22 protein-coding genes are annotated in these 25,164 nt (G+C 68.2%); 10 read left to right on the forward strand and 12 right to left on the reverse strand.

Features of this window, described 5'->3' with window-relative positions:
- Window positions 1-109 precede the first annotated feature (109 nt).
- Window positions 110-3,598: a carboxylic acid reductase gene (gene car, locus ASD37_RS14295; RefSeq protein ID WP_056551826.1), complete on the forward strand. Its 3,489-nt coding sequence runs from the start codon at window positions 110-112 to the stop codon at window positions 3,596-3,598.
- A 67-nt stretch (window positions 3,599-3,665) separates the two neighbouring features.
- Here car and ASD37_RS14300 read toward each other — a convergent pair whose 3' ends face one another.
- From ASD37_RS14300 to ASD37_RS14315, 4 genes are all read right to left on the reverse strand, one after another.
- Window positions 3,666-4,880: an MCE family protein gene (locus ASD37_RS14300; RefSeq protein ID WP_056553315.1), complete on the reverse strand. Its 1,215-nt coding sequence runs from the start codon at window positions 4,878-4,880 to the stop codon at window positions 3,666-3,668.
- Between the two features lie 176 nt (window positions 4,881-5,056).
- On the reverse strand, window positions 5,057-6,124 hold the full coding sequence (locus ASD37_RS14305) for a dihydrodipicolinate reductase (protein ID WP_056551828.1): 1,068 nt from the start codon (window positions 6,122-6,124) through the stop codon (window positions 5,057-5,059).
- 55 nt (window positions 6,125-6,179) lie between these two features.
- Window positions 6,180-6,599, reverse strand: coding sequence for a TIGR03668 family PPOX class F420-dependent oxidoreductase (locus tag ASD37_RS14310; protein ID WP_056551831.1), 420 nt, complete (start codon window positions 6,597-6,599; stop codon window positions 6,180-6,182).
- Window positions 6,596-7,174 carry a hypothetical protein gene (locus ASD37_RS14315; RefSeq protein ID WP_056551833.1) on the reverse strand — a complete coding sequence of 193 codons (579 nt, stop codon included), beginning with the start codon at window positions 7,172-7,174 and terminating at the stop codon, window positions 6,596-6,598. Before ASD37_RS14315 ends, ASD37_RS14310 begins: the two co-directional genes overlap by 4 nt.
- Window positions 7,175-7,398: 224 nt before the next feature.
- Between ASD37_RS14315 and ASD37_RS14320 the strand changes: the two genes are divergently transcribed.
- From ASD37_RS14320 to ASD37_RS14335, 4 genes are read left to right on the forward strand one after another with little or no spacing between them, the layout of a single operon-like run.
- The gene (locus tag ASD37_RS14320; RefSeq protein WP_056551836.1) at window positions 7,399-8,532 is read left to right on the forward strand and encodes an ABC transporter substrate-binding protein; all 1,134 of its coding nucleotides are present in this window, start codon (window positions 7,399-7,401) and stop codon (window positions 8,530-8,532) included.
- 5 nt (window positions 8,533-8,537) lie between these two features.
- A complete protein-coding gene (locus tag ASD37_RS14325) occupies window positions 8,538-9,392 on the forward strand; it encodes an ABC transporter permease subunit (protein WP_056553317.1) in 855 nt (284 codons plus the stop codon).
- Between the two features lie 10 nt (window positions 9,393-9,402).
- Window positions 9,403-10,164, forward strand: a complete 762-nt coding sequence (locus tag ASD37_RS14330; protein ID WP_056553320.1) for an ABC transporter permease — start codon at window positions 9,403-9,405, stop codon at window positions 10,162-10,164.
- Window positions 10,161-11,216, forward strand: a complete 1,056-nt coding sequence (locus tag ASD37_RS14335) for an ABC transporter ATP-binding protein (protein WP_056551839.1) — start codon at window positions 10,161-10,163, stop codon at window positions 11,214-11,216. Before ASD37_RS14330 ends, ASD37_RS14335 begins: the two co-directional genes overlap by 4 nt.
- Here ASD37_RS14335 and ASD37_RS14340 read toward each other — a convergent pair.
- From ASD37_RS14340 to ASD37_RS14350, 3 genes are all read right to left on the reverse strand, one after another.
- Entirely contained in the window at window positions 11,174-12,352 is a 1,179-nt protein-coding gene (locus ASD37_RS14340) for a hypothetical protein (protein ID WP_056551841.1), read from the reverse strand. The genes ASD37_RS14335 and ASD37_RS14340 overlap by 43 nt on opposite strands.
- Before the next feature lie 83 nt (window positions 12,353-12,435).
- Entirely contained in the window at window positions 12,436-13,005 is a 570-nt protein-coding gene (locus ASD37_RS14345; RefSeq protein WP_056551845.1) for an orotate phosphoribosyltransferase, read from the reverse strand.
- 46 nt (window positions 13,006-13,051) lie between these two features.
- The gene (locus tag ASD37_RS14350; protein WP_082570140.1) at window positions 13,052-13,864 is read right to left on the reverse strand and encodes a HugZ family protein; all 813 of its coding nucleotides are present in this window, start codon (window positions 13,862-13,864) and stop codon (window positions 13,052-13,054) included.
- A 170-nt stretch (window positions 13,865-14,034) separates the two neighbouring features.
- Here ASD37_RS14350 and ASD37_RS14355 point away from each other — a divergent pair, with 170 nt between their 5' ends.
- Genes ASD37_RS14355 through ASD37_RS14365 form a run of 3 tightly spaced genes read left to right on the forward strand, consistent with a single transcriptional unit; the run spans window position 14,035 to window position 17,044 of the window.
- Window positions 14,035-15,219, forward strand: coding sequence for a hypothetical protein (locus ASD37_RS14355; protein WP_056551851.1), 1,185 nt, complete (start codon window positions 14,035-14,037; stop codon window positions 15,217-15,219).
- Window positions 15,216-15,728 (forward strand): hypothetical protein, encoded by a 513-nt coding sequence (locus tag ASD37_RS14360; protein ID WP_056551854.1) that lies wholly within the window; start codon window positions 15,216-15,218, stop codon window positions 15,726-15,728. The genes ASD37_RS14355 and ASD37_RS14360 overlap by 4 nt, the downstream gene beginning before the upstream one ends.
- A gap of 38 nt (window positions 15,729-15,766) precedes the next feature.
- Window positions 15,767-17,044 carry a phosphotransferase gene (locus tag ASD37_RS14365; RefSeq protein WP_056551857.1) on the forward strand — a complete coding sequence of 426 codons (1,278 nt, stop codon included), beginning with the start codon at window positions 15,767-15,769 and terminating at the stop codon, window positions 17,042-17,044.
- Here the strand turns inward: ASD37_RS14365 and ASD37_RS14370 are convergent.
- A complete protein-coding gene (locus ASD37_RS14370) occupies window positions 17,041-18,117 on the reverse strand; it encodes a cellulase family glycosylhydrolase (RefSeq protein ID WP_056551860.1) in 1,077 nt (358 codons plus the stop codon). The genes ASD37_RS14365 and ASD37_RS14370 overlap by 4 nt on opposite strands.
- A 164-nt stretch (window positions 18,118-18,281) precedes the next feature.
- On the opposite strand from ASD37_RS14370, the gene ASD37_RS14375 reads away from it, so the two are divergent.
- Window positions 18,282-20,213 (forward strand): glycosyltransferase family 39 protein, encoded by a 1,932-nt coding sequence (locus tag ASD37_RS14375; RefSeq protein ID WP_082570142.1) that lies wholly within the window; start codon window positions 18,282-18,284, stop codon window positions 20,211-20,213.
- On the opposite strand, the gene ASD37_RS14380 is transcribed toward ASD37_RS14375, so the two are convergent.
- From ASD37_RS14380 to ASD37_RS14390, 3 genes are read right to left on the reverse strand one after another with little or no spacing between them, the layout of a single operon-like run.
- A complete protein-coding gene (locus tag ASD37_RS14380) occupies window positions 20,184-20,924 on the reverse strand; it encodes an ABC transporter permease (protein ID WP_056553326.1) in 741 nt (246 codons plus the stop codon). The two genes, ASD37_RS14375 and ASD37_RS14380, sit on opposite strands and share 30 nt — an antisense overlap.
- Before the next feature lie 52 nt (window positions 20,925-20,976).
- Window positions 20,977-21,801 (reverse strand): ATP-binding cassette domain-containing protein, encoded by an 825-nt coding sequence (locus ASD37_RS14385; RefSeq protein WP_056551863.1) that lies wholly within the window; start codon window positions 21,799-21,801, stop codon window positions 20,977-20,979.
- Window positions 21,798-22,250, reverse strand: a complete 453-nt coding sequence (locus ASD37_RS14390; protein WP_056551868.1) for a MarR family winged helix-turn-helix transcriptional regulator — start codon at window positions 22,248-22,250, stop codon at window positions 21,798-21,800. The genes ASD37_RS14385 and ASD37_RS14390 overlap by 4 nt, the downstream gene beginning before the upstream one ends.
- Before the next feature lie 78 nt (window positions 22,251-22,328).
- Here ASD37_RS14390 and ASD37_RS14395 point away from each other — a divergent pair, with 78 nt between their 5' ends.
- Complete coding sequence (locus ASD37_RS14395; RefSeq protein ID WP_056551871.1) at window positions 22,329-22,688, forward strand: hypothetical protein; 360 nt, start codon at window positions 22,329-22,331, stop codon at window positions 22,686-22,688.
- A gap of 69 nt (window positions 22,689-22,757) precedes the next feature.
- On the opposite strand, the gene glgX is transcribed toward ASD37_RS14395, so the two are convergent.
- On the reverse strand, window positions 22,758-24,896 hold the full coding sequence (glgX, locus tag ASD37_RS14400) for a glycogen debranching protein GlgX (protein WP_056553329.1): 2,139 nt from the start codon (window positions 24,894-24,896) through the stop codon (window positions 22,758-22,760).
- Window positions 24,897-25,164 lie beyond the last annotated feature (268 nt).

The raw sequence follows: 25,164 nt of genomic DNA on the forward strand, positions 1-25,164 counted from the left end.
TTTGGGGCATATGTTTAGTTTTGCTAACGTTGTAACGATCGGGTCAGGCAACGGCGCCTGCCGCAGCAGTCTTCATCGAGTAATACGCAGATATTTCTAGGGGTCTTCCATGTCGAACAACAGCCGCGAAGCGCGCCTCGAGCGCCGCATCGCCAACCTGTACAACGACGACGAGCAGTTCGCCGCCGCAAAGCCAGACAACGCCGTCAGCGAGGCCGCCGGTCAACCCGATTTGCACCTGCCAGACGTCGTCCGAACGATCATGGAGGGCTACGCCAACCGGCCCGCCCTCGGCCAGCGCGCCGTCGAGTACGTCACCGAGGCGGGCCGCACCACCGCCAAGCTGACGCCGCGCTTCGACACCGTCACCTACGGCGAACTGTGGGAGCGCGTGCAGGCCGTCGCCGCCGCGCTGCAGAGCCAGCCGGTCGACGCCGGTGACCGCATCGCCATCCTCGGCTTCACCAGCGTCGACTACACCGTCGTCGACGTCGCCACCACCCAACTCGGCGCGGTATCCGTCCCGTTGCAGACCAGCGCTCCTCACGCACAGCTGCAGCCGATCGTCGCCGAGACCGAGCCTGCCGTCGTGGCATCGAGCGTCGACTACCTCGACGACGCCGTCGAGCTCATCCTCGCCGCAGCGCAGGAACCGGCCCGCCTCATCGTGTTCGACTTCCAGCCGCAGGTCGACGACCAGCGCGAGGCGCTCGACGCGGCCAAGGCCCGCCTGGCCGGGACCTCCGTGGTCGTGGAGACCATGGCCGACGTGCTGACCCGTGGCCGCACGCTGGACGCGCCCCGCGGCGTGACCGCAGCGGACGACGATGATCCCATCTCGCTTCTCGTCTACACCTCGGGGAGCACCGGGGCGCCCAAGGGCGCGATCTACCCCGAGTCCAAGGTCGCCAACATGTGGCGCACGGTCGCCAACAGCCACTGGGACGACAACCAGGGCGTGCTGCCCGCCATCTCGCTCGCCTTCCTGCCGATGAGCCACGTGATGGGCCGCGGCATCCTCTACGGCGCGCTGGCCGCAGGTGGCACCGTCAACTTCGCCGCCCGCAGCGACCTGTCCACCTTCCTCGAGGACCTGGCGCTGACCAGGCCCACGCAGCTCAGCTTCGTCCCGCGCATCTGGGACATGCTGCATCAGGAGTACCTGAGCCAATCCGATGGCGGCGCGACGGTTGACGAGCTCCGGCAGAGCCTGCTCGGCGGTCGGTTCGTCACCGCACTGACCGGGTCCGCGCCCATCTCGCCCGAACTGAAGACCTGGGTCGAGGAGTTCCTCGACATGCACCTGCTGGAGGGCTACGGCTCGACCGAGGCGGGCGCGGTCTTCGTCGACGGCGTCATCCGGCGCCCACCGGTGATCGACTACAAGCTCGTCGACGTTCCCGAGCTGGGCTACTACGGCACCGACCGGCCACACCCCCGCGGCGAGCTGCTGGTCAAGTCCGAGCAGGTCTTCCCCGGCTACTACAAGCGTCCCGAGGTCACCGCCCAGGTGTTCGACGCCGACGGCTACTACAAGACCGGTGACATCGTCGCCGAGCTCGGGCCCGACCAGGTTCAGTACCTCGACCGACGCAACAACGTGTTGAAGCTCTCGCAGGGCGAGTTCGTCACCGTCTCCAAGCTGGAGGCCGCCTTCACCGCCAGCCCGCTGGTGCAGCAGATCTACATCTACGGCAACAGTGCCCGGCCGTACCTGCTGGCCGTGGTGGTTCCCACTGACGACGCCCAATCGCGTTACGACGCAACCGGATTGAAGTCGGCGATCGCCGACTCGCTGAAGGAGGCCGCCAAGACGGCCGGACTGCAGTCGTTCGAGGTTCCGCGCGACTTCATCGTCGAACCGACTCCCTTCACGGTGGAGAACGGTCTGCTGACCGGCATCCGCAAGCTGGCCTGGCCGAAGCTGAAGGAGCGCTACGGCGCCGAGCTGGAGCAGCGGTACGCCGATCTGGCCGACGGACAGGAAGGCGAACTGCGGGCACTGCGCCAGAGCGGTGCCGACCAGCCCGTGCTGGAGACCGTCAGCCGGGCGGCGAGCGCGCTGCTCGGTGCGGCCGCCTCCGACGTTCGGGCCGACGCACAGTTCACCGATCTCGGCGGAGACTCGTTGTCCGCCTTGACCTTCGCCAACCTGCTGCACGACATCTTCGGAGTCGACGTGCCAGTCGGCGTGATCGTCAGCCCGGCCAGCGACCTTGCGTCGATCGCCGCGTACGTCGAGGCGGAGCGCGCCGGCGGCAGCAAGCGGCCGACGTACGACGCGATCCACGGTCGTGACGCCACCGTGGTGCGCGCGGCCGACCTGACCCTGGACAAGTTCGTCGATGCCGAGACACTCGCCGCCGCGACGTCGATCCCCGGTCCCACCTCCGAGGTGCGCACCGTGTTGCTCACCGGCGCAACGGGATTCCTCGGCCGCTACCTGGCCCTGGAATGGCTGGAACGGATGGACCTGGTCGACGGCAAGGTCATCTGCATCGTCCGCGCCAAGACCGACGCCGAAGCCCGCGCCCGGCTCGACGCGACATTCGACAGTGGTGACCCAAAGCTGTTGCAGCACTACCGCTCCCTGGCGAGCGAGCACCTCGAGGTGCTCGCCGGCGACAAGGGTGAGGCCAACCTCGGCCTCGACGACGCCACCTGGCAGCGGCTGGCCGACACCGTCGACCTGATCGTCGACCCGGCGGCGCTGGTCAACCACGTCCTGCCCTACAGTCAGCTGTTCGCGCCGAACGTGCTCGGCACCGCGGAGCTCATTCGCATCGCCCTCACCACGAAGATCAAGCCCTTCGTCTACGTGTCCACGATCGCCGTCGGCGCGGGCATCAACCCCGCGGACAACACCGAGGACGCCGACGTCCGCGTGGTCAGCGCCACCCGCGTCGTCGACGACGGCTACGCCAACGGGTACGGCAACAGCAAGTGGGGCGGCGAGGTGCTGCTGCGCGAGGCCAACGAGCACTACGGCCTGCCCGCGTCGGTGTTCCGCTGCGACATGATCCTGGCCGACACCACCTACGCCGGACAGCTCAACCTGCCCGACATGTTCACCCGCATGATGCTGAGCCTGGTGGCGACCGGCGTTGCGCCGCAGTCGTTCTACCAGCTCGGCGCCGACGGTGGTCGCCAGCGGGCGCACTACGACGGGCTGCCGGTCGAGTTCATCGCCGAGGCCATCTCGACGCTGGGCGTGCACGTTCAGGACGGTTTCGAGACCTACCACGTGATGAACCCGTATGACGACGGCATCGGCATGGACGAGTTCGTCGACTGGCTGATCGAGGCCGGCCATTCGATTCGCCGCGTCGAGGACTACGGCGACTGGCTGCAGCGGTTCGAGACCACGCTGCGGAGCCTGCCGGAGAAGCAACGCAACGCCTCGCTGCTGCCGCTGCTGCACAACTACCAGTCCCCGGAGCATCCGGTGAACGGGTCGATCGCCCCGACGGATCGGTTCCGGGCGGCGGTGCAGGAGGCGAAGATCGGCCCGGACCCGACAGATCCAGACATTCCGCACCTAACTTCCGACGTGATCGTCAAGTACGTGACGGATCTGAAGCTGCTCGGCCTGCTCTAATCACCACGCGATTTGGGCGCGTAAACGTTCGGTCACCGAACGGGTGCGCGCCCAAATCGCTGGGGGGTCAGGGATTGATCGTGTACTCGCCGATCTGGCGTCCCCAGACGGTCTCGGTGGCCAACGGCTGTCCGAGCTCGAGGTGGTTGTACGGCGCGATCGACGCCCCGGTGTCCATGACCAGATACGGCATCGGCCACAGATCCCTGGTCACCGGCTGCCAGCACCCCGGTCGGCCCTCTGGCCCGCCGCGCGCGTTCACGCGCGGCAGGTTGTCGGGGTAGACGTAGGCGTTGCCAGGGCCGACGAGCTCGTCGCGGAGGTTCAACGAGTAACCGTTGCCGCCGCCGAACTTCGAGAACGCGGGTTCGACGTCGTGGTAATTGCGGATGGTGCAGAACAATTCGGGGCTGTACTCGTCGAGCAGGGCACTGGTCGGCACCAGATCGGCCACACCGCGGACCAAATACGGGGCGCCCTTCTCGACGACGTCCCCTGCGGTGCTGCCGAAGCCGACCGCCGCCATCAGCGCCGCGTCGAGGTCACCGCTGCGCTCGTTGAGCGTGCCCGCCGTGACAACCGCGTCCGTCAAACCGTCGAACAGGTCTGGCGCGCTTGCGGAGTAGACGTCGGCGAGGTCGGCCAATCTCTGGTTGTCCTCGCGGGCCCGGGGAAGCAGCGGGTTCACGTCGGCCAGGATCGCGTTGCCGTTCTCGATCGACTCCCCGAAGCGGCTTCCCAAGCCGCTCAGCGCTTGTGCTGTCGCGGTGAGTGTTTGGTTCAGCTTGACCGGGTCGACGTGGTGGGCGACCTCCACCACCGTCTCGAAGAGGGTGTTGAACTCGGTGCTCGTATTCGTCGAGCGGATGGGGGTGGCTGCGCTCACCCGCGCCGCGTCGGGCTTGGCGGGGGTCGACAGCGCGACGTACTTGTTGCCGAACACCGTGGAGGCCTTGATCTCCGCGTCGACGTTGGCCGGCAGCAGCCCCACGTCGTCACGCGCCACGTCAAGGGCCAGCCTGGCCATCGGTGTCCCGTCGACGTTCACGGCGCCAACCGTTGCGACGCGACCGATCTCGACACCGTTGTAGGTCACCTTCGACCCCGGGTCCGTCGACAAGCCGGACCGTGGGGAGAGCAGCGTCAGCTGGGTGGTGTCGGAGAACACCCCGCGGAACTCGCACCACACCAAGGCCACTACGACGCCGACGACCAGGAAGAGCACCGTTGCCGACGTCTTGACCGGAGGGTCGTGACGCCAATGCCGAAAGCGGGGCTCCAGGGCGGTCAGGGGCGAGTGGATGACCTGCCCCCTTCGGACCGTCGGCCCCGGAGCGGTACGACGGCAGAAGTGTCCCAACCGGTTGGTGGGGATGCAAGCCCGACGGGGAGACTGCGGCCTTGATCACCTTTTCGGGCCAATCATGGTCTGGGACACATTGATCGGAGGCGGGTCCGTCAGCCGTTGCCGAAGCCGATCAGACTGTGCACCTGCGGAAGGGTCGCCGTGGTGGCGAAACCGGGTGCGGCCGCGCAGACCGCCGGAATCGCGTTGACCACCTGCATGGCGGTGGCGACATTCGCGGAGTTGACGTGCTCTCCCATCGTGGCGTCCCGCTCGAAGCTCGCCAGCGACAGGAAGTGCGCCCGCATCGAGGGATCGCCCTCGATGGTCAGCGTCCAGCCCTCCCGGGGTTTCGGCCAGTGCCCAGGATATTCGTTCCCGACGGTCCACAGCGTCTCGATCTCGACGAGCGGCTGACCGTCGCGGCAGCCCACCCAGTTCCACCGTTGACCCGCGGTGGTCCCCGCCCGCAACACGTGATCGAAGATCTCGTGGTCGCCTTTGGCGGCGACGGCCTCGACGTTCGCCGTGACCTCGTCGATGCCGGCGTGCAGCGTATCGGCCAGCAGCCACACCTGTTCGGTGAAGATCGAACTGTTGAACGCCAGGAAGTCGTTTGCCGTCGTGGAGATTTCGTCGACCGGGTGACCGAAACGCATGTTGTCGAACGTGATCGCGGTGCTGTCGTACACCGACCAATCCGCCCGTTCCTGGAGTTTCAGCTTGTCGACGGTGCGGCTCATGCCCGACAGGGCCAGCGGCAGCGCACCCGAGAGGTTGCCCGGGTTGAGCCCGCAACCGTGGACACTGGTGCCGCCCTGCAGGCAGGCGGCCAGCACGCGGTCGCGGTCGCGGAGCCGAATGCGATTGGGGTGAAACAGGAATGCCGTCGTCACGACGTTCTTGCCGCTGGCCAGGATCGCGCACACCTCGCCGATCGACGTCAGCCTCGGGGTGTACACCACACAGTCCGCCTCGACCGCCAGTACCCGGTCGAGGTCGGTCGTCGCAATCACGCCGACGGGGTCGCGACCGATCAGGGTGCCTGCGTCGACGCCGTCCTTGTCCGCGGAATGAGCCTTGACACCCACCAACTCGAGACCGGTGCGCGGATCGAGGATCGTCGCGAGAGCTTCCTTGCCGACCGCGCCGGTACCCCACTGAATGATCCTTAGTGCCATCCGATCACAGTGACACGTCAGCCCCTGGCACGTCGAGTCTTTCGACTACCGGCGTTCAGGCATGCCAGGACGACCAGTGCGTCACCGCCACCGTGACCACCGGGCCGTCGAGCGCCACCCGTTCGTACTGGGTGTACTTCTGGCGCAACGCGGCATACCCGACGGCCATCTGCTCGCCGCTCTCGTGCACCGTCGCAAGCCCGTCCGCGCGGACCCACCACAGCTGCGCCCAGTCCTCGTCGTAGTGGTCGACCAGCAGGCTCACCCGGGGGTTGGCGGCGATGTTCGCCAGCCGGCGCAAGCGCCACGTCGACTTCCGCTTGGCGTCCACCGCGGTGTACAGCGTCGTCTCGTCCCCGACGGTCCGCACGGTGAACACGATGGGAACCAGGTGCGGCGCACCGTCCTCGCCGACGGTGGACAGCGCCGCCACCGGCGCCTCCGCGAAGCGTGCGACGGCATCGAACTCGGTCACCGCGAGGGCTTTTGGGGACTCACGCTCATGGGCGAGCGGGTGACGTTTTGTTCGGGCTTCTTGGTCGGCCGCGACGGTGGGCGAACGATCACCGGCGCCCGCTCGATCTCCGACGCCGACGGGGGAGGCGGCGGTGGCGGGGGAGGCGGGGGTGGTGGCAACGGCTCCTCGCTGGTGGTGGTCGGGGCCGACGACGCCGAGGGCGCACTGGACGTCTCGTCGGCGGGCGCGGTCTGTTCACCGGAAGCTCCGCGGAAGGCCAGCAGGACGACCGACACCACCAAGGCGACGGCCGCGACCGACACGGCCACCACGACGACGGCGGTGGGACCCGTTCGGTACCACGGCGTCGGAGCGGCTTTGAAGTTCCAGGTGCTCGCGTCGAACGCGTCGAACGTCTGCGCCTCGGCCTTGGTGGGAGGCGGCGGTTCGACCCACTCGACGTGAGGCTGCGGATCGTCGGGGTAGTCGTCGACGTACTCGTCGGACCGCGTAACGGCCAAGGGATCCGTGTCGACTGGCTCGTCGACCGGATCGTCCAACCTGGCCTCCCCCGGGGCCTCGCCGTCCGCCACCCCACGATGTTAGGTGGCGACCAGCGCTTATGGGTCACCGGATGCCAAATTGGTCCCGCGGGTCGACGATTCGGGAGAGACCCTTGCGAACCGCTGCCGACCTGCGGGCCCAGCGGTAAGGTCCCCGAAGACTGTTAGTTCCAGACCGGTTCGTTCATCGCCGCGACCAGGCGTGGTCATCTCAGCGTCACCGTCGCGCATCCCGCCCATAAGAAGGTTCGCCAATGAAGAAAATGCGGCTCGCCGCCAGCGCCTTGGTCCTCGTCGTCGCGGGCGGACTCGTCGGGTGTGCCCCACCGGAGTCAAAGGACAAGGGGGAGAAGACCTCCTCCGGCGTCAACTCGAGCGAGGCCACCTCGGCGGCCGACTTCGGCGGCGAGAACATGGCGGGTCTGATCGACGCCGCGAAGAAGGAAGGCGAGCTCAACGTCATCGCGCTGCCCCCGGACTGGGCGAACTACGGCGCCATCATCAAGGCGTTCGGCGACAAGTACGGCATCAAGGTCAACTCGGCCCAGCCCGACGCCGCCAGCCAGGACGAGATCAACGCCGCCACCCAGCAGAAGGGCAAGTCGTCCGCGCCGGACGTCTTCGACCTCGGCCAGGCCGTCGCGTTGGCCAACACCGCGATGTTCGCGCCGTACAAGGTGGCCAAGTTCGACGAGATCTCCACGGAGATGAAGGCGGCCGACGGCGCCTGGGTCAACGACTACGGCGGCTACATCTCGATCGGCTACGACTCGGCCAAGGTGCCGGAGGTCAAGAACGTCGACGACCTGCTCGGCCCCGACTTCAAGGGCAAGGTCGCGCTCAACGGCGATCCGACCCAGGCCGGCGCGGCGTTCTCCGGCGTCATGATGGTTGCCCTCAGCCAGGGTGGTTCGCCCGACGACATCGCCCCCGGCGTGGAGTTCTTCCGCAAGCTCAAGGAAGCGGGCAACTTCCTGCCCGTCGACCCGACTCCGGCCACCGTCGAGTCCGGTCAGACGCCGGTCGTCATCGACTGGGACTACCTGAACGTCGCGGAGACCAAGAAGCTGCCCTCGTGGAAGGTGGTCATCCCACCCAACGCCGCGCTGGCGGGCTACTACTACCAGGCGATCAACAAGGACGCACCGCATCCCGCGGCCGCCCGGCTGTGGCAGGAATTCCTCTACAGCGACGAGGGTCAGAACCTGTACCTGCAGGGCAGTGCGCGTCCGGTGCGGGCCGACAGCATGGTCACCGCGGGCACGATCGACCTGACCGCCTACCGGCAGTTGCCGCCGGTCGACGGTTCGGCGGTCTTCGTGACTCAGCAGCAGAGCGACGCCGCGAAGAAGTACCTGGAGGCCAACTGGGCCAAGGCGATCGGCTGATTGCCCTGGCCAAGATCCGTAGTCGCCTGGTCGACTCCCTGCCACTGCTGCCCTTCTTCGCAGTGGTGGGGATCTTCCTCATCGTCCCAACGGTCACCGTCATCACCAGCGCGGTAATCGAGGACGGCCGGTTCTCGCTCGCTCGGCTGAGCGCGCTGTTCTCCGAGACCGCGCTGACCGCACTGGGCAGGAGCGTGTTCCTCTCCGGCAGCACCGCATTGCTCGGCGCGGTGTTCGGTGCGCTGCTGGCGTGGCTGATCGTGTCGCGGCCCGCCTCGTCGATGATCCGCCGCGGCGTGATCTCGCTGTGCAGCGTGCTCGCTCAATTCGGTGGTGTGGCACTGGCGTTCGCGTTCCTCGCCACGATCGGACTGAACGGCGTTCTCACGCTGTGGGTGCAGGAGCATCTCGGCTGGAACCTCGCCGGCTCGGGTTGGTTGTACGGGCTGCCGGGGCTGGTGCTGGTGTACACGTACTTCCAGATCCCGCTGATGGTCATCGTGTTCCTTCCCGCGCTGGAGGGCTTGCGCGACCAGTGGCGGGAAGCCGCGGTCAGCCTCGGCGCGTCGACGTGGCAGTACTGGCGCGAAGTGGCAGTTCCGCTGCTGACCCCGGCGTTCCTCGGCGCGGTACTTCTGTTGTTCGCCAACGCCTTTGCCGCCTACGCGACCGCGGCCGCCCTGGTCAGTCAGGGCAGCCCGATCGTGCCGCTGCTGATCCGCGCCGCGCTCACCAGCGAGGTGGTACTCGGTCAGTCGGGCTTCGCGTACGCCTTGGCGCTGGAGATGATCGTCGTGGTGGCCCTGGTGATGGGCGCCTACAGCCTGCTGGTGCGTCGTACGTCGCGGTGGTTGCGATGAGGTGGTTGCGATGAGCACCAGGGTGGTCAAGGGTGCGCTGTGGGTGGCGTTCGGGTTGTTCTTCCTCTTCCCGCTGTACGCGATGGCCGACTTCTCCACGCGCAACCTGCTCCAGGGCGGGCGCACGATGACGGCCTGGGCCAACCTGGTCACCGACGACGCGCTCTACCAGTCGATCGTCACGTCGCTGTTGCTCGCGGTGCTGACCGTAGTGGTGATGCTGATTCTGTTGGTGCCCACCATGATCTGGGTGCGGCTGCGGACACCGTGGGCCAAGGGCGTCATCGAGTTCCTGTGTCTGCTGCCGCTGACGATTCCCGCGCTGGTGGTCGTCGTCGGCTTGAAGAACGTCTACCTGTGGGTGACGTACTTCTTCGGCGAGTCCGCCCTGACCCTGACCTTCGTCTACGTCGTCGTCGTGTTGCCGTTCTCCTACCGGTCGATCGACGCGGCACTGTCGGCGATCGACCTCGGCACCCTGTCGGAGGCCGCGCGGTCACTCGGGGCGGGGTGGACGACGACCATCGCCCGTGTCGTCGTCCCCAACATCTGGTCGGGTGTGCTGTCGGCGGCGTTCATCTCCGTGGCCGTCGTGCTCGGGGAGTACACCATCGCGTCGCTGTCCGGCTACCAGACCCTGCCCATCCAGATCGTCGCGCTCGGCAAGACCGACGGCCCCACCTCGGTGGCGGCGTCGTTGGCCACCTTGCTCTTCGGTTTCGTTCTGCTTCTTGCACTTTCACTGGTCACCCGACGGAGGCGTCACGCATGAGCACCACTGGCGGGGTTGCGGTCGAACTGACCGACCTCACCCGAACCTATGGCAGCGTCAAGGCGCTCGACGGTCTGAACTTGAAGATGGAGCCCGGCGAATTCATCGCTCTGCTCGGTCCGTCGGGTTGCGGCAAGACCACCGCGCTGCGCATCCTCGCCGGCCTCGACAAGGCCACCTCAGGCACCGTCACAGTCGACGGTCGCGACCTGACCTCGGTGCCGGCCAGCAAGCGGGACATGGGAATGGTGTTCCAGGCCTACAGCCTGTTCCCGCATCTCACCGCGTCGGAGAACGTCCAGTTCGGGCTCAAGATGCGGGGCAGTGCGAAGGGCGAAAGGGCAACGCGCGCAGCCGAGATGCTCGACCTGGTGGGGTTGTCCGAGCACGCCAACAAGTACGCATCGGAGATGTCGGGCGGTCAGCAGCAGCGCGTCGCGTTGGCGCGCGCGCTGGCGATCCAGCCGCGGGTCCTGCTGCTCGACGAGCCGCTGTCGGCGCTCGACGCGAAGGTGCGCACCCAACTCCGCGACGAGATCCGCCGCGTACAGCTCGAGGTCGGCACCACGACGCTGTTCGTCACCCACGACCAGGAGGAGGCGCTTGCCGTCGCCGACCGGGTCGGCGTGATGAGCAAGGGCCGCCTCGAGCAGCTCGCCCCGCCTGCCGAGGTGTACGCCAACCCCGCGACCCCCTTCGTCGCGGAGTTCGTCGGACTGAACAACCAAGTGCCTGCCGCGGTTTCGGGTGGCCGAGCCTCGGTGCTCGGGTCCGAACTGCCGACGCTGGCCGGATCGATCACCTCGGGTTCCGGGACCGCGATGGTGCGACCCGAGTCCGTCACCGTCACCGCCGACGAGTCGGGTGCGGCGACGGTCCGGTCGGTGGCCTTCCTCGGGCCCATCTCGCGGGTGTACGTCGAGCTGTCCGACGGCGCCGTCGTGCACGCGCAGTTGAGCAGTTCGCAGGCCAGGGAATTCTCCCCAGGCCAGCGGGTGGCGGTGGGCGTTCAGCCCACCGACGTGCTGGTCGTTCCCGTTCGCGCCGAGTAGCCGAGGTCGCGGGCGAGCATCTCGTCGACCAGCGCCCGACGGGTCAGGGCGGTGGTGGTGCCTCCGCGCACGGCGACGATCGGCGCACCGTCGGAGGCGCGCGAGCGGGCGACGGCGAGCACGTCGCCCGGGTGAATGTCGCAGGGCAGCAGGACGTCTCGTGCGATCTCCGTCTCGCCTGCGGTCACGGTGACTCGCTCCGCGGTGGACAGTGGGTGCCGATTCGCGAGCGCCACGACGCCGTCGGCCGGAGGCATGACACCGGGGTCGACGACGACGATCCGCGGTGAGTCGGCCGGCGAGATCACCGACGCGACCCGGCAGGCCGTGACACCGGCGAACATCATTGCAGAGCAACCGCTTTCGAGGACGACGCGCGGTCGAGCCAAGCGGGTGGCCGCACACGCCGCGTCGAGAGCGTCGTCGACGAACGCGGTGACGGGATCGGAGTCGAACGTCAGGTGCACCTCGGTGAGGAACTTGCCGTGGTCACGTCGCGCCGCCCGCATCGCCGAGAACATTCGTCGGACCGACCGTTCGACGTCGCCGTCGGGCCGGCAGTGGAAGCCGACGAGTTCCAGCCCCGGCTCGCGCACCACCCGCTCGACGACGGCTGGATCCGGGGCCCCGTCGGGTGCGCCGACCAGGACGCGTTGCCGGCCAAAGGTCCTGCCACACAGGTACGCGACGTCCATCGTCGACTCGACGACGAGGCGCGCCGGTGCGACGGACGCAGCGAGCACCAGGTCCTCATGGGACAAGCCACGCGAGTGCACGACCATCCGGGCGGGGTCGGCGCCGGCGGCGCGGGCCGCGGCGAGGTCGGCGCCGGACCGGATCGCCACGCCGATGCCCTCGTCGTCGACCCAGCGCATGATGGTGGTCGGCAACGACGTCGCGGCCAGGACGGGTACCAGGTCGCCGGTCGCGTGCCGAGAGTGCAGTCGTCCCCGCAGCTCGACCTCGTCGAGAAGGTGTGTCGGCGTGCCGAATTCGGCTGCCACATCGGTGATGGGCACGCCGCCGAGGCACAGCCTGCCGAGCTCGTCGACGACGGTGCTGTGCGGCCACAGGTCGGCGGAGATGCGCTGGGCGGCGGCGCGGCGCAGCGATGGCAGATGATCGAGCAGAGTCACCGTTTCACGATGCGCCTGCCGACCTGACCTCGGCGAGGATCTTTACGGCTTCTCGACGCCGACTGCACGCATCTTTGCGGGGGCTAGACGTCCTTGACCGGTTCGATGCCCAGATCTCGGTAGGTGACCAGCGCCGCGAACGGCACGTTGCGACGGGCGAATCGGCCGGCGGCCACGTCGCCGCGGTCGACCATCGGGATGACACCGGTCACGACGGCACCCGCCGCGACGACGCGGTCGAATGCGATCTCGGTGGAGCCGCCGGTGCTGATGACGTCGTCGACCAGCAGGACACGCATGCCTGGCTCGATGCGGGTGCCCTCAATCCACTGTTCGCGGCCGCGCTGCTTCTGCTCCTTGCGGACGGAGAACCACGCCTTGCCGGTCACCATCGCGATGCCGTGCGACAGAGGGTCCGCGCCCATGGTGAGTCCGCCGACGGCGTCGAATTCGATCCCGGTCTGGACGGCGAGGTCGGCCACCGCACGGCTGACGATGGTCAGGCGCTCACCGGTGTTGATCGCGTTCTTGCCGTCGATGTAGTCGTGGCTCAGCTGGCCACTGGCCAGCCTGAACGGCTCCTCGCGGCGTTCGTAGCCACGGGTGCGAATCAGGTCGAAGGCGGCTTGCCAGGTCTCGGGGCGCTCGGACACGCATAGATCGTATGGCACGGCTCGGATGGCACGGCTCGCGTGACGATCAGCCTTCGCGCGCCCGCCGCGTCAGTTCCACCGTGGCGGCCCGCAGTTGGTCGGGGGAGTCGAGGCGTTCGGCGAAGCCGACGCGCGGGTAGGCCACGCCGCGCTCGGTGGTCACCTTGAGATCGAGCCCGTAGCGGTCGACGCCGGTGCAGGTGGCCGCCGTGGTGTCCGGGTAGCCGCCGAGCGTCCTGGCCATCGCGGCCAAGGCGTCGGCGTGGTCGGCGTTGAGGTGCTCGATGGCACCCGCGGCGATCGGCTGAACCGAGTCGGGTTGCGCCGTCGCGTAGTCGGGTCCGGCGGCCGAGTCCATTCGCCCGTAGCCGCCGACCCAGCGGACCCTGTCGACCCGCAGCACCCACAGGGTGAAGTCGCTGTAGTCGACGTAGTACTTCGCCGCGGGAACGGCGTCGAGATGGGCTTGGCGGGCGGCTGCCAGCTCGTCGCCGGCCGGGCGTTCGACGACACCGGCCAGGGTGATGCGGGAGTTGGCGAGCGGATCGGTGTCGGTGGCCGCGGCGACGATCGCGATGCTCGCCCGCGGATCGCCGGACAGGTTGCGGCCGTGCTCGGCGAGGTTGGAGACGCACAGCACCGGCGCGCCACCGAGCAGTCCGTAGGTGACGAACGACGCCCACGGATCACCGGTCGCCGTCAGCGAGGCCAGCGTGCCGGTGTTGGTCGACGCCGCGATCGTGCGGGCCTCCTCGGCGGCCGACGGTCGCGTCGTGTTGACGGCCGCGGTCAGCGGGGGCGGAATCGACGGCGCGTCGCCGGGATCGCCATGGTCGCGCAAGGTATCACCGGATGCCACGTCCGAACCCTACCGCCGCCCGGTAGCGGGTTTGCCTCGCCGGCTCTTGCACCAGTTCGCTGGGGTTCGCCGGCCACCTAAAGGTCGACGTCACAGCGGTGTGGTGTGAGACAATCAGCCGACTGCATTTCGCCAGCTCAGGCGATAGGTGTAACTGAAACGAGAGGGTTGTGCCGAACGTCGTGATCCGAGTGTTGCTCGCCGGCGCTGCGCTGATTGCGGCGTTGCTGATGAGCGGCTTGGGGATGGGTGTGGCGGCCGCGGATCCGGAGGATCCGACCAACCCGACGGATCCCGGCACCGGTGGTGACCCGCCTACCTCCAGCGAACCCGAGCCGACGACGGGGCTGCCGTCGACCATTCCGCAGCCCAGCATCTTCGACATTCCGCAGACGATCGCCACGCAGCTGCGCGACATGTTCGGCAAACCCCTCAGCATCTTCGGAAACGGTCGGGTGCCTGGCACTCTGACCACCCCGGACGTCCCGACCGAGGGTGCGTCGACCGGCCGTAACCGCGACCGGCCGATCACCGGGAAGATCGAGCCGAAGACGGACCTCACCCCACCCTCGACCGCGCCGTCCCGGCGCACCATCAGCACCGTCGAGGTCACGCTCCCCTTCACGCCGAAGATCACCGTTCCGGTGCCCTCGGTCCCCGTGCCCGGTTACGAGACCATGCGGTGGTCGCTCAACCTGACCGACCCCTACGCGGCCTACACGTCGGTCGGGCAGACCTTGAGCACCGTGAATTCGCTGCTGATGGACGCCTACGCGCCGTACGACCCGTTCCGCCCGCCTGCGCCCAAACCGCAGCCGACGTTCCGGACGATGCAGGAGGAGCCGTCGGTCGTCGACGTCGACGGCACCGGGGGCATCGTCCCGCTGTCGAACGGCTCCTCGGGTCTGCCCGTGCTGCAGGCCCCAGTGGTGGTCCCGCCGATCCGCATCGCGCCGCCGCCTCGTCCCGTTGGCGGCCCGCCGCCGCGTCCCATTGGCGGCCCGCCGCCGCGCCCGATCCGCGGCTCGGCCCCCGCGGGCGTGAAGGTCCTCGCGGCGGGTTCGGCGGGCGTGCGAGCTCCCGAGCTCAAGGGGTCCGTGGCCCAGACCGGATCGATACCGACGGAGCAGATCACGCCCGCCGGATCGGCGTCGGCGTCCGGCATGGGGGCCTCGGCCCCGCGGCAGGGATACCCGCGCTACCTGCGCACGGCGCGCGCGAACGAGCTGGCGATGGTCGCGGTCCCTGGGCTCGCCGCACTCGTCGCCGTCACCTTCGGCGGCGGCGTCATCGGATACCGGCAGGCCAACTCCGGGCGCTACCTGCGAACCGACGCCGCGCGATTCCTGCAATGAGCTCGACCGCCGTCGACCCCGACGGGGTCGAGTGGAGCGTCCGGCGTCGTTGGTACCCGTGGCGTCGCGCGCTCTCGTTGCGCGATCTGTGGTCGTCGACCCCCGGTGGTAAGAAGGCCGCGAGCGAGGCGGACTCGACCGAACCCGAGGAGTCCGCCCTCCCGAAGAACTTCCTGCTGAAGGCGTTCTTCATCGTGGCTGCGGCGATCGTGTGGGTCGTCTACAGCATCGGCAAGTTGCTCTTCTACACCGCGGTGGTCGTCCTGTTCCTCGTCGGCTCGATCGTCGAGCTGGCCGTGGCGCTGGTCGTCATGCCAATCGCGTTGCTGCTCAGAGTCATTGGGCAAAGTCGTTGGCCCGTCGAGATCGGGCGTCAAGGTGAACACGTCCTGACCCGCCACGCCGAGGACTTCGCTGCGGCGGGGGAACTGCGCGACGGCCTGCTCACCGACATCGGGCGCGGTCTGCTGCCCGTCGCCGAGAAGGTCCCGTCGGCTGATTCAAAGTGACTGGTCGTGGGTAGCTTTGAAGACTGATGACTGAGGCGATGAACCTTCCGTTCGACCAATGGCTCCCGACGCAGCGGTGGTACGCGGGTCGGGGCCGCGAACTCTCCACGGTGCAGGCGGGTGAGGTGGTCCCGCTGCGGGGCGATCTCGACTTGGTGTTGCTCGACGTCGAGTTCACCGACGGCACGTCGCACCGCTACCAACAGCTGGTCCGCTGGGACGGTGAACTGGGTGCCGCGACGATCGGCTCGTCGGGCGTGCACACCGGCTACGACGCCCTCTACGACCCGGCCGCGGCCAAGTTCCTGCTGTCGCTGATCGACGAATCCGCCACCGTCGGCCCACTGCGCTTCGTCAAGGAGCCGGGCGTCGAATTGCCACTGCACCTCGACGGTCGGGTCATCGGTGCCGAGCAGAGCAACACCAGCGTGGTCTTCGGTGACGCCGCCATGTTCAAGGTGTTCCGTCGCGTCACACCCGGCGTCAACCCCGACATCGAGCTGAATCGCGAGCTGGCCCGCGCGGGCAATCCGCACGTGGCCCGGCTGCTCGGCTCGTTCGAGACGACCTTCGACGGCGAGTCGTACTCGCTGGGCATGGTGACCGAGTTCGCCGCCAACTCCTCCGAGGGCTGGGACATGGCCACCGCGAGCACGCGGGACCTGGCAGGCACCGGCGCGGACTTCGCCGGCGAGTCCTACCGCCTCGGTGAGGCCGTCGCCTCCGTGCACCAGACGTTGGCCGCGGCGCTGGGCACCGAGCAGCAGCCGTTTCCCGTCGACGCGCTTCTCGAGCGGTTGAACGCGGTGGCATCGATGGTGCCCGCCGTCGAGCAGTACCGGGATGCGATCGAGGAGCGCTATCGGAAGCTGGCCGGCGAGTCGCAGACCGTGCAGCGCGTGCACGGCGACCTGCACCTCGGCCAGGTTCTGCGCACGCCGGAGCGATGGTTGGTCATCGACTTCGAAGGCGAGCCAGGGCAACCGCTCGAGGAACGCCGCAGGCCGGACTCGGCGTTGAGAGACGTCGCGGGCGTGCTGCGGTCCTACGAGTACGCGGCCTACCAACGGCTGGTCGACGGTTCCGAGCGCGACGACGAGCTGGCCGCGCTGGCCAGTGCGTGGGCCGGTCGCAACTGTGCGTCCTTCTGCGACGGGTACACCGCCGCGGCCGGTCACGATCCGCGGGACTCCGGCGGGACGCTCGCCGCGTATGAACTCGACAAGGCGGTCTACGAGGCCGGTTATGAGGCCAGGTACCGCCCGACCTGGTTGCCCATCCCGATGGCGTCGATCGCCCGGCTGGTGGGCGGCTAGGCGAGCGCCGCGACGGCCGCCTGCGCGGGCTTCGGGGTCCAATCCGAGCGGTACAGGCCGAACGTGTCGTCGGGGTTGCCGCTGCCGGTGTTGCGGTCACGGGTGGTGTAGACGTAGGCCGGTCCGGCGTACGAGAGCGTGCGCCACTTGGAGAGGAAGTCCGTCAGGTACGCCGCCTGGGTGCCCTCGTCGACGCTGGAGGTCGGCTCGCCGTACTCGGTGGCCCAGATCTTCTTGCCGCCGTCGCCGTTGGCCGCCATCCGGTCGTGGATCGCGCCCACCTGCAGCAGTGGCGAGTTCGGCAGGTTGCCTCCAGCGGAGAACATCGTCGTGTACTGGTACGGGTGATAGGACAGCGCGTCGAAGGAGCCCTTCGCACCTGCGGCGTACATCTGCTCGACGAACGTCACGGGGTCCATCGTCAGCGCGAAGAACGCCACCACGGCGCCGACGACGCCGCCGACGACGAGCGCCGACGGGTCGGCGCCCTTGATCTTGGGGTAGGCCGCCTTGAGGAGTCCGGCGTACACGGCGGGCTCTGGTCCCTGCGGGCCGGACGTCCACGACATCACGGCGTTGGGCTCGTTCCAGATCTCATAGGCCGCCACCCGGCCGCGGAAGTGGCTGGCCGTCGCCGCGGCGAAGTCGCCGTACGCGCCCGCCGAGGCCGGCGGGCTGGAGACGGCGGGCAGTCCCGGTGCGACGGCCCACCCGGGCGACGACACCAGCGTGCCGAGCACCGACATTCCGCGCGCGTTGGCGGCGTTGACGATCAGGTCGGTCTGGCCGAAGTCGAACTGACCGGGGTTGGGCTCCATGCCCGCCCACGGCATCATCACGCGGACGTTGCGGATGCCGGTGGCCGTCATCAGGTCGAAGGTGCGGTTCACGTCGTCGGGTGACATGCCGTAGATGTCGGAGTCGGAGATACCTACGGTGCTGGCCGAGGTGTTGATCGACGCCGTCTCGACGAACGGGATGGTGCGTGCCGTGGGTTGCCACCCGAATGCGGCGGTCGCCGACACGGCGGTGACGGTCGCCACCGCGGCGATCGTCTTGAAGATGTTGCGCACGCTATCCCCCATCTTGGGCCGAGCTTCGGCACCTCGAACCTAACAAAGAGCTGTGTACTAGGGGTTTCGTCGTCAACCCGGTGGAGCGTTACCGCGAAGGGTCCGCAGCGGTCTCACCGCTCCTTCACAGGTTGGCCGAATGTCGGGATGCCTCACTGTCAGGTGTGACGTACACGCTGAGGCCCCTGCCGGTCCTCGCCCCCGAGCGCGCGCCGCGACGGGCGCGGATCGTCACCGGGGACCGGGTTCGCCTCGGGCTCCTCCTCGTCGGCACGGCGGTCCTCTACCTGTGGAACGTCACGATCAACGGCATGGCCAACCAGTACTACGCGGCGGCCGCCCAGGCGGGTTCGCGCGACTGGGAGGCCTTGCTGTTCGGTTCGCTCGACGCCAACAACTTCATCACCGTCGACAAGCCGCCTCTGTCGCAGTGGGTGATGGGGCTTTCGGGGCAGCTGTTCGGTTTCGGCAGCGCCAGCATGCTCGTCCCGGAGGCGCTGATGGCGGTCGGCGCCGTCGCCCTGCTGTACGGCGCGGTCCGTCGGATCAGCGGACCGGGGGCCGGCTTGCTCGCAGGCGCGACGTTGGCGGTGACGCCGGTCGCGGTGCTCATGTTCCGCTTCAACGATCCCGACGCCGCGATGGTGCTTCTGATGACGGCGGCGGCCTACTGCACCGTGCGGTCGCTGGAGCGCGGGTCGGGAAGGTGGTTGGCGGGCGCCGGGGTGGCATTGGGATTCGCGTTCCTCGCCAAGATGCTCGAGGGTGCCTTGGTGATGCCGGCGCTGGCCAGCGCCTATCTGGTCGCCGCTCCGATCCGGTTGCGCGCCAGACTGTTACACCTGCTGGGTGCGGCCGCGGCGTTCGTGCTGTCGGCCGGCTGGTTCGTGGTGTTGACGATGGTGTGGCCCGCGAGCTCGCGACCGTACATCGCCGGGTCGACGGACAACGACTTCATGAACCTGGTGCTCGGATACAACGGGGTGGCAAGGGTTTTGGGGCACGGTCACTCGGTTGGCAGTGTGATCGCCGGCCGCGAGATCGGAACGGCGACCATCGGCGGTGTCGGCGGCCACCCGCAGGGGTTGAGGCGGCTGGTGTCCGGCGAGTTTGGCTTCGAGATCGGGTGGCTGGTACCGGCCGCGCTCCTGGCGACGGTGTTGACCGTCGCCCTGCGGGGCAGGGCTCCGAGGACGGATCCGGTGCGCGCCGGTGCGGTGCTGTTCGGTGGATGGTTCCTGGTCGACGGTGTGGTGCTGAGCTTCATGCACGGCACCATCCACGCCTACTACAGCCTGTCGATCGCACCCCCGGTCGCGGCGATCTTCGCCATCGGGGTGTCCCAGGCCTGGTTGCGTCGCGAAAGCCTGTGGAGCCGAATCGCTCTCGCCGTCACCCTGCTGACCGCCGGGCTGTGGGGGTGGTGGCTGCTCGGCGGCAGCGCGGTGTCGTCGCCGGTGCTGCGGTGGGGCGTCTTCGCCGTGACGACGCTGGCGTCGACGGCGCTGCTCTGGTCGTGGGCCCGAGGTCGGGGCGGGCGACGGTTCGTCGCGCCCGCCCTTCTGACCGCCGCGTTGGTCGGAGCCCTTGGCGGGCCAGCCGCCTTCTCGGTCGCGACCGTCGCCACGCCGCATCAGGGCATCGGGCCGTCGGTTGGCCCGCCTGGCAGGGGATACCTTGGCGGCCGCACGCTGAGCAACCCTCGCCTCGACGCGCTTCTCGAGGCGACCGACACGCCGTGGTCGGCGGCCGTCGACCGGTCGACGGCCGCTGCCGGCCTCGAATTGGCAACTGGCACCGCGGTTATGGCGATCGGAGGGTTCTCCGGCACCGACCCCACTCCGACGCTGCAGCAGTTTCAAGACGACGTCGCCAAGCACCGGGTGGCGTACTACCTCGCGACGGGGAGTCCTGCGCGCACCAACGACGCCGTCCGCGGCGACAAGAAGGGCGAGTTTGGGCCGTCGGTCCATTCCGACATTCAGCGTTGGGTCCGCAGCCAGTTTCCGGCCGTGACGGTCGGCGGTGTCACGGCCTACGACCTGCTGGCGCCGGGGCGGGCGGGGCTATCTGACGAGGCGCCGCAACAGCGATGACGCGGTGAAGACGCCGAGCGCGGCGGCCACCAGCAGGACGCCGACGTCGAGCAGGGTGTTGCCCGGCGTGCCGAGCAGCAGTGCCCGCAGCGCGTTGACCTCGTAGCTCAGTGGGTTCACCGCGGAGAGCCAGCGCAGCCACTGCGGCATCACCTCCACGGGGTAGAGCGCGTTCGACGCGAAGAACAACGGCATCGTGATGGCCTGTCCGATGCCCATCAGCCGGTCCCGGTTGCGCACCAGGCCAGCCAGCGTCATCGACAGACACGCGAAGAACGCGGACCCGAGCACCACCACGGCCATGGCCCCGAGGATGCGAATGGGGTTGGCGGTCAGGTGGATTCCCATCAGGTAGGCGATCACCATGACACCGACGACCTGTGCGACCGACCGCACGCCCGCCGCGAACGCCTTGCCCGTGATGAGCGCCGACGCGGGCGCCGGGGTGACCATCAGCTTGGCGAGGATGCCTGCGTCACGGTCCCACACGATCTGGATGCCGTAGAAGATCGAGATGAACAGCGCCGACTGCGCGATGATGCCTGGCGCGAGGAAGGCCAGGTACGGCACGTTCCCGGTGTCGATGACGTGCAGTCGGGAGAACGTCTGCCCGAAGATCAACAGCCACAGCGCGGGCTGCACCATGCGGGTGACCAGTTCGCTGCGGTCGTGGCTGAGCTTCTGCAACTCGACGAGCGCGAACGCGCCCATGCGGCGCAACAGTCCGCACGTGCGCCGGATGCCGCGCGGCGCCCGGATCAGTTCAACTGGCACGGCGCGCAGCCCTTCTGCTGGAACGGATTTCACCGAGGTGGCGGCGCGCAGTACCTGCGGTCAAGTCAGACCCCGCGTAATGGCGGAACACGTCTTCGAGCGTCGCGTCGGGGGAGGCGTCGGAGCTCAGCGCGGACTTCAGGTCGTGCGGTGAGCCGACGGCCTGCAGCACGCCGTGGTGCATGAGCGCGACGCGGTCGCACAGCGCGTCGGCCTCCTCCATGTAGTGGGTGGTCAGCAGCACGGTCATGCCGTACTCGGCCTGCATGTCGGCCACCTGTGACCAGACTCCGTCGCGGGCAATGGGATCCAGGCCAACCGTCGGCTCGTCGAGAATCAGCAGCGACGGCCGGTTCACCAGCGCCTGGGCGAGCTCCAGTCGGCGCACCATGCCGCCGGAGTACGTGCCTGCGAGATTCTCGGCCACGTCCAGCAGCTGCATGGCCGACAGTGCCTCGTCGACCCGCGCCCTGCGCTGCTTGCGGGGAACGTCGTAGAGCCGGGCGAACAGGTCGACGTTCTGCCTGCCCGTCAAGGCGGACTCGATCGAGAGTTGTTGTGGCACATAGCCGAGGTTGTGACGGATGTCCATGGTGTCGCGCCGGGCGTCGAGCCCGAAGATGCGCACCTCGCCGTGCTGGACGGGCGTGAGCGTGGTGAGCACCCGGACCACCGAGGTCTTGCCAGCGCCATTGGGGCCGAGCAGGCCGAGCGTCTCGCCGGCCTGAACCTCGAGGGTCACGTCGTCGACCGCGGTGAAGTCGCCGTAGCGGTGAGTCAGGTTGCGGCATTCGATCGCCGGTGTGGTGGTCATACTTCCTCCTCGTGCAGCAGACGGGTGACCTCGGCCAGCACCGTCAGGCCGTCGTGCAGGCGCTCGCGTTGGTCGGGCTCCAAGCGGGACAGCACGGCGCCGAGCGCGGCCCTGCGGACGGCTCGGGATTCGTCGGCGACGCGCTGGGCTGACTCGGTGAGCCGAAGCCGGCCGACGCGCCTGTCGTCGGGGTCGGCGGTGCGCATCAACAGCCCGTCGGCGCAGAGTCGCGACACCAGGGTGGACGCGGTGTTGGGGGCCAAGCCAAGTTCGGCGGCGGCGTGGCGCACCGCGATGTCGGGTTGGCGACCGACCAGCCTCAGCAGCTCGGCCTGCGATTCGGGAAGCCCGGAGCCGATGCGCGGACCCCCGCCCGATCGGCGAACCTGCCTGCGGAAGCGCCCCGCAGTCGCGAGGAGCTCGGCCGCGAGGTCGGTGCTGGTGTGCATCCCGCCACGATACCTCTGTCGCAGAGGTAACGATCGGGACGGGGTTTATCCGGGGCTCGCCTCGGGCACCATGGCGGCATGTCCACATCCGATTTCGACGACTTCCCGCTGTCGCAGTCCGAAGCACTCGACTCCGACGAGATCCGCAACGACGACGGTGACGAGGTCGCCGATCCGCCCGAGCGGTGGATCGAGGCCAAGGACGACGAAACGCTCGACGAGCGGTTGTCCGAGGAAGTGCCCGACGTGACGGCCGAAGCGGACGAGGACGCCGCCGACGACGAGACCGAGGCCCATGACTCCGACGCCGGCGGCGGGCTCGAGGTGGTGGCCGACGACGAACTCGACCGGCTCGACACCCAGCGTCACGGCAGCGAGCAGGGTCAAACCGACGGCACGCCCGAGGACGGCTCGTCGTTCTTCGACATCGTCGAATAAGAATCGAACAACGCACGATCGCCGGATGGGCCCACCCGAGGTGAGCCCATCCGCGACCGTCCAGCGCGTCTAGTCGGGGTCGCCCGAGCTTTCCTCGGCGGCCTGCAGCACCATCACCGAGCGGGCCTCCACCGACAGGGCGGCGCCTGCCGGCACCGGCCGTGACCCCTCCATGACCGCACCCTCGACGGTGTAGATCACGGGCTGCCATGCCGCGCCGAATTCCTTTGGCGGAAGCGTGAAGTCGATGGGCTCGTGGTGCGCGTTGAAGCACATCACGAACGAGTCGTCGGTCACCCGCTGGCCGCGCGGGTCCAGGTCGGGAATGCCCTGACCGTTGAGGTACACGGTGATGGACTTGCCGAAGCCGGAATCCCAGTCCTCGTCACTCATCTCCGAGCCGTCGGGCGCGAACCACGAGATGTCCGGCAGCCGCTCGGAACCCCGAACGCGGACCGGGCGCCCGTCGAAGAACCGCCGCCTGCGGAAGATCGGATGCGCCGCGCGCAACGCGGCGACCGACTGGGTGAACTCGATCAAACTCCGATCGGCCGCGCTCCAGTCGATCCACGTGATCTCGTTGTCCTGGCAGTAGCCGTTGTTGTTGCCGCCCTGCGTGCGGCCCAACTCGTCGCCGTGACAGATCATCGGAACACCCTGGGACAGGATGTTGGTGGTGATGAAGTTGCGCACCTGCTGAGCACGCAACGTCAGGATCTCCGGGTCGTCCGTCTCGCCCTCTACGCCGCAGTTCCAGGAACTGTTGTTGCTCTCGCCGTCGTTGTTGCCCTCGCCGTTGGCCTCGTTGTGCTTCTCGTTGTAGGACACCAGGTCCCGCAGCGTGAAACCGTCGTGGGCGGTGACGAAGTTGATCGACGCGACCGGCCGACGGGCGGTGTGCTCGTAGAGGTCGGCCGAACCGGTCAGCCGCGACGCGAACTCGCCGAGGCTGGCGTCTTCACCACGCCAGAAGTCGCGGACGGTGTCGCGGTACTTGCCGTTCCACTCGGTCCACTGCGGAGGGAAGTTGCCTACCTGGTAGCCGCCGGGGCCGACGTCCCACGGCTCGGCGATCAGCTTCACCTGGCTGACGGTCGGGTCCTGCTGCACCAGTTCGAAGAACGTCGAGAGCTTGTCGACGTCGTAGAACTCGCGGGCCAGCGTGGACGCCAGGTCGAACCGGAAGCCGTCGACGTGCATCTCGGTCACCCAGTACCGCAGGGAGTCCATGATGAGTTGCAGGGCGTGCGGGTGGCCGGCGTTGAGGCTGTTGCCCGTGCCGGTGTAGTCCATGTAATAGCGCTTGTCGTCGTCGACGAGCCGGTAGTACGCCGCGTTGTCGATGCCGCGCATCGACAGGGTGGGCCCCATGTGGTTGCCCTCGGCGGTGTGGTTGTAGACCACGTCGAGGATGACCTCGATGTTGGCCTCGTGCAGAGCCCGCACCATGGCCTTGAACTCCTGGACCTGACCGCCGGGCGTGGCGCTGGCGCCGTACTTGGAGTCCGGCGCGAAGAAGCCGATGGTGTTGTAACCCCAGTAGTTGGACAGCCCCTTGTCGATCAGGGTGGAGTCGTTGGCGAAGTGATGCACCGGCATCAGCTCGATCGCCGTGATCCCGAGGTCCTTGAGGTGCTCGATGATCGCGGGGTGGGCGATCGCGGCGTACGTGCCGCGGCTGCGCTCCGGGATGTCGGGGTGCGTCTCGGTCAGGCCCTTGACGTGCGCCTCGTAGATGATCGAGTCGGCGTATTCGTGCTGCGGCGGACGGTCGGTGCCCCAGTCGAAGAACGGGTTGATGACGACGGACTTGGGCATGCTGGCCGCCGAGTCGTCGTCGTTGCGGCTGTCGGGATCACCGAAGTTGTAGCTGAACAGCGACTGGTCCCACTGGAAGGAGCCGTCGATGGCCTTCGCGTACGGGTCGAGCAGCAGCTTGTTCGGGTTGCAGCGTGGCCCGGATGCCGGGTCGTACGCACCGTGCACGCGGTAGCCGTAGCGCTGACCCGGTTCGACGTCGGGCACGAAGCCGTGCCAGATGTAGCCGTCGACCTCGGGGAGCTTGAGTCGGGTCTCGACGCCGTCGGCGTCGAAGAGGCAGAGCTCGACGTACTCGGCGGCCTCGCTGAAGACCGCGAAGTTGCTACCGGAACCGTCGTAGGTGGCGCCCAGGGGATAGGCCTTGCCTGGCCACATCTCCCACTGCATCTGGTCCTTGGAGGGGGCGTCGGGCTGGGACGCCGGAATGACGGCGGGCGTCGCGGTGTCCTTCGAACTGGTGGCTGACGAACTGGGTGGGGCCAAAATGCACACTCCGTGTAGGTGAAGGTCGAACAAGGCGACGATACGGTGCGATCGGCCGCGGGAGCATGGCGGGCGAAACGCGCGAACGTGAGGTATGCCGGTTGGCCACCGGGTGTGAACTGCCCAATTACCGGGCTGTGCAAACCGCCGTCAATTTCTGTGTGTCGCCGCT

Origin of the sequence: Mycobacterium sp. Root135 (assembly GCF_001426545.1) — a bacterium.
GTDB lineage: Bacteria > Actinomycetota > Actinomycetes > Mycobacteriales > Mycobacteriaceae > Mycobacterium.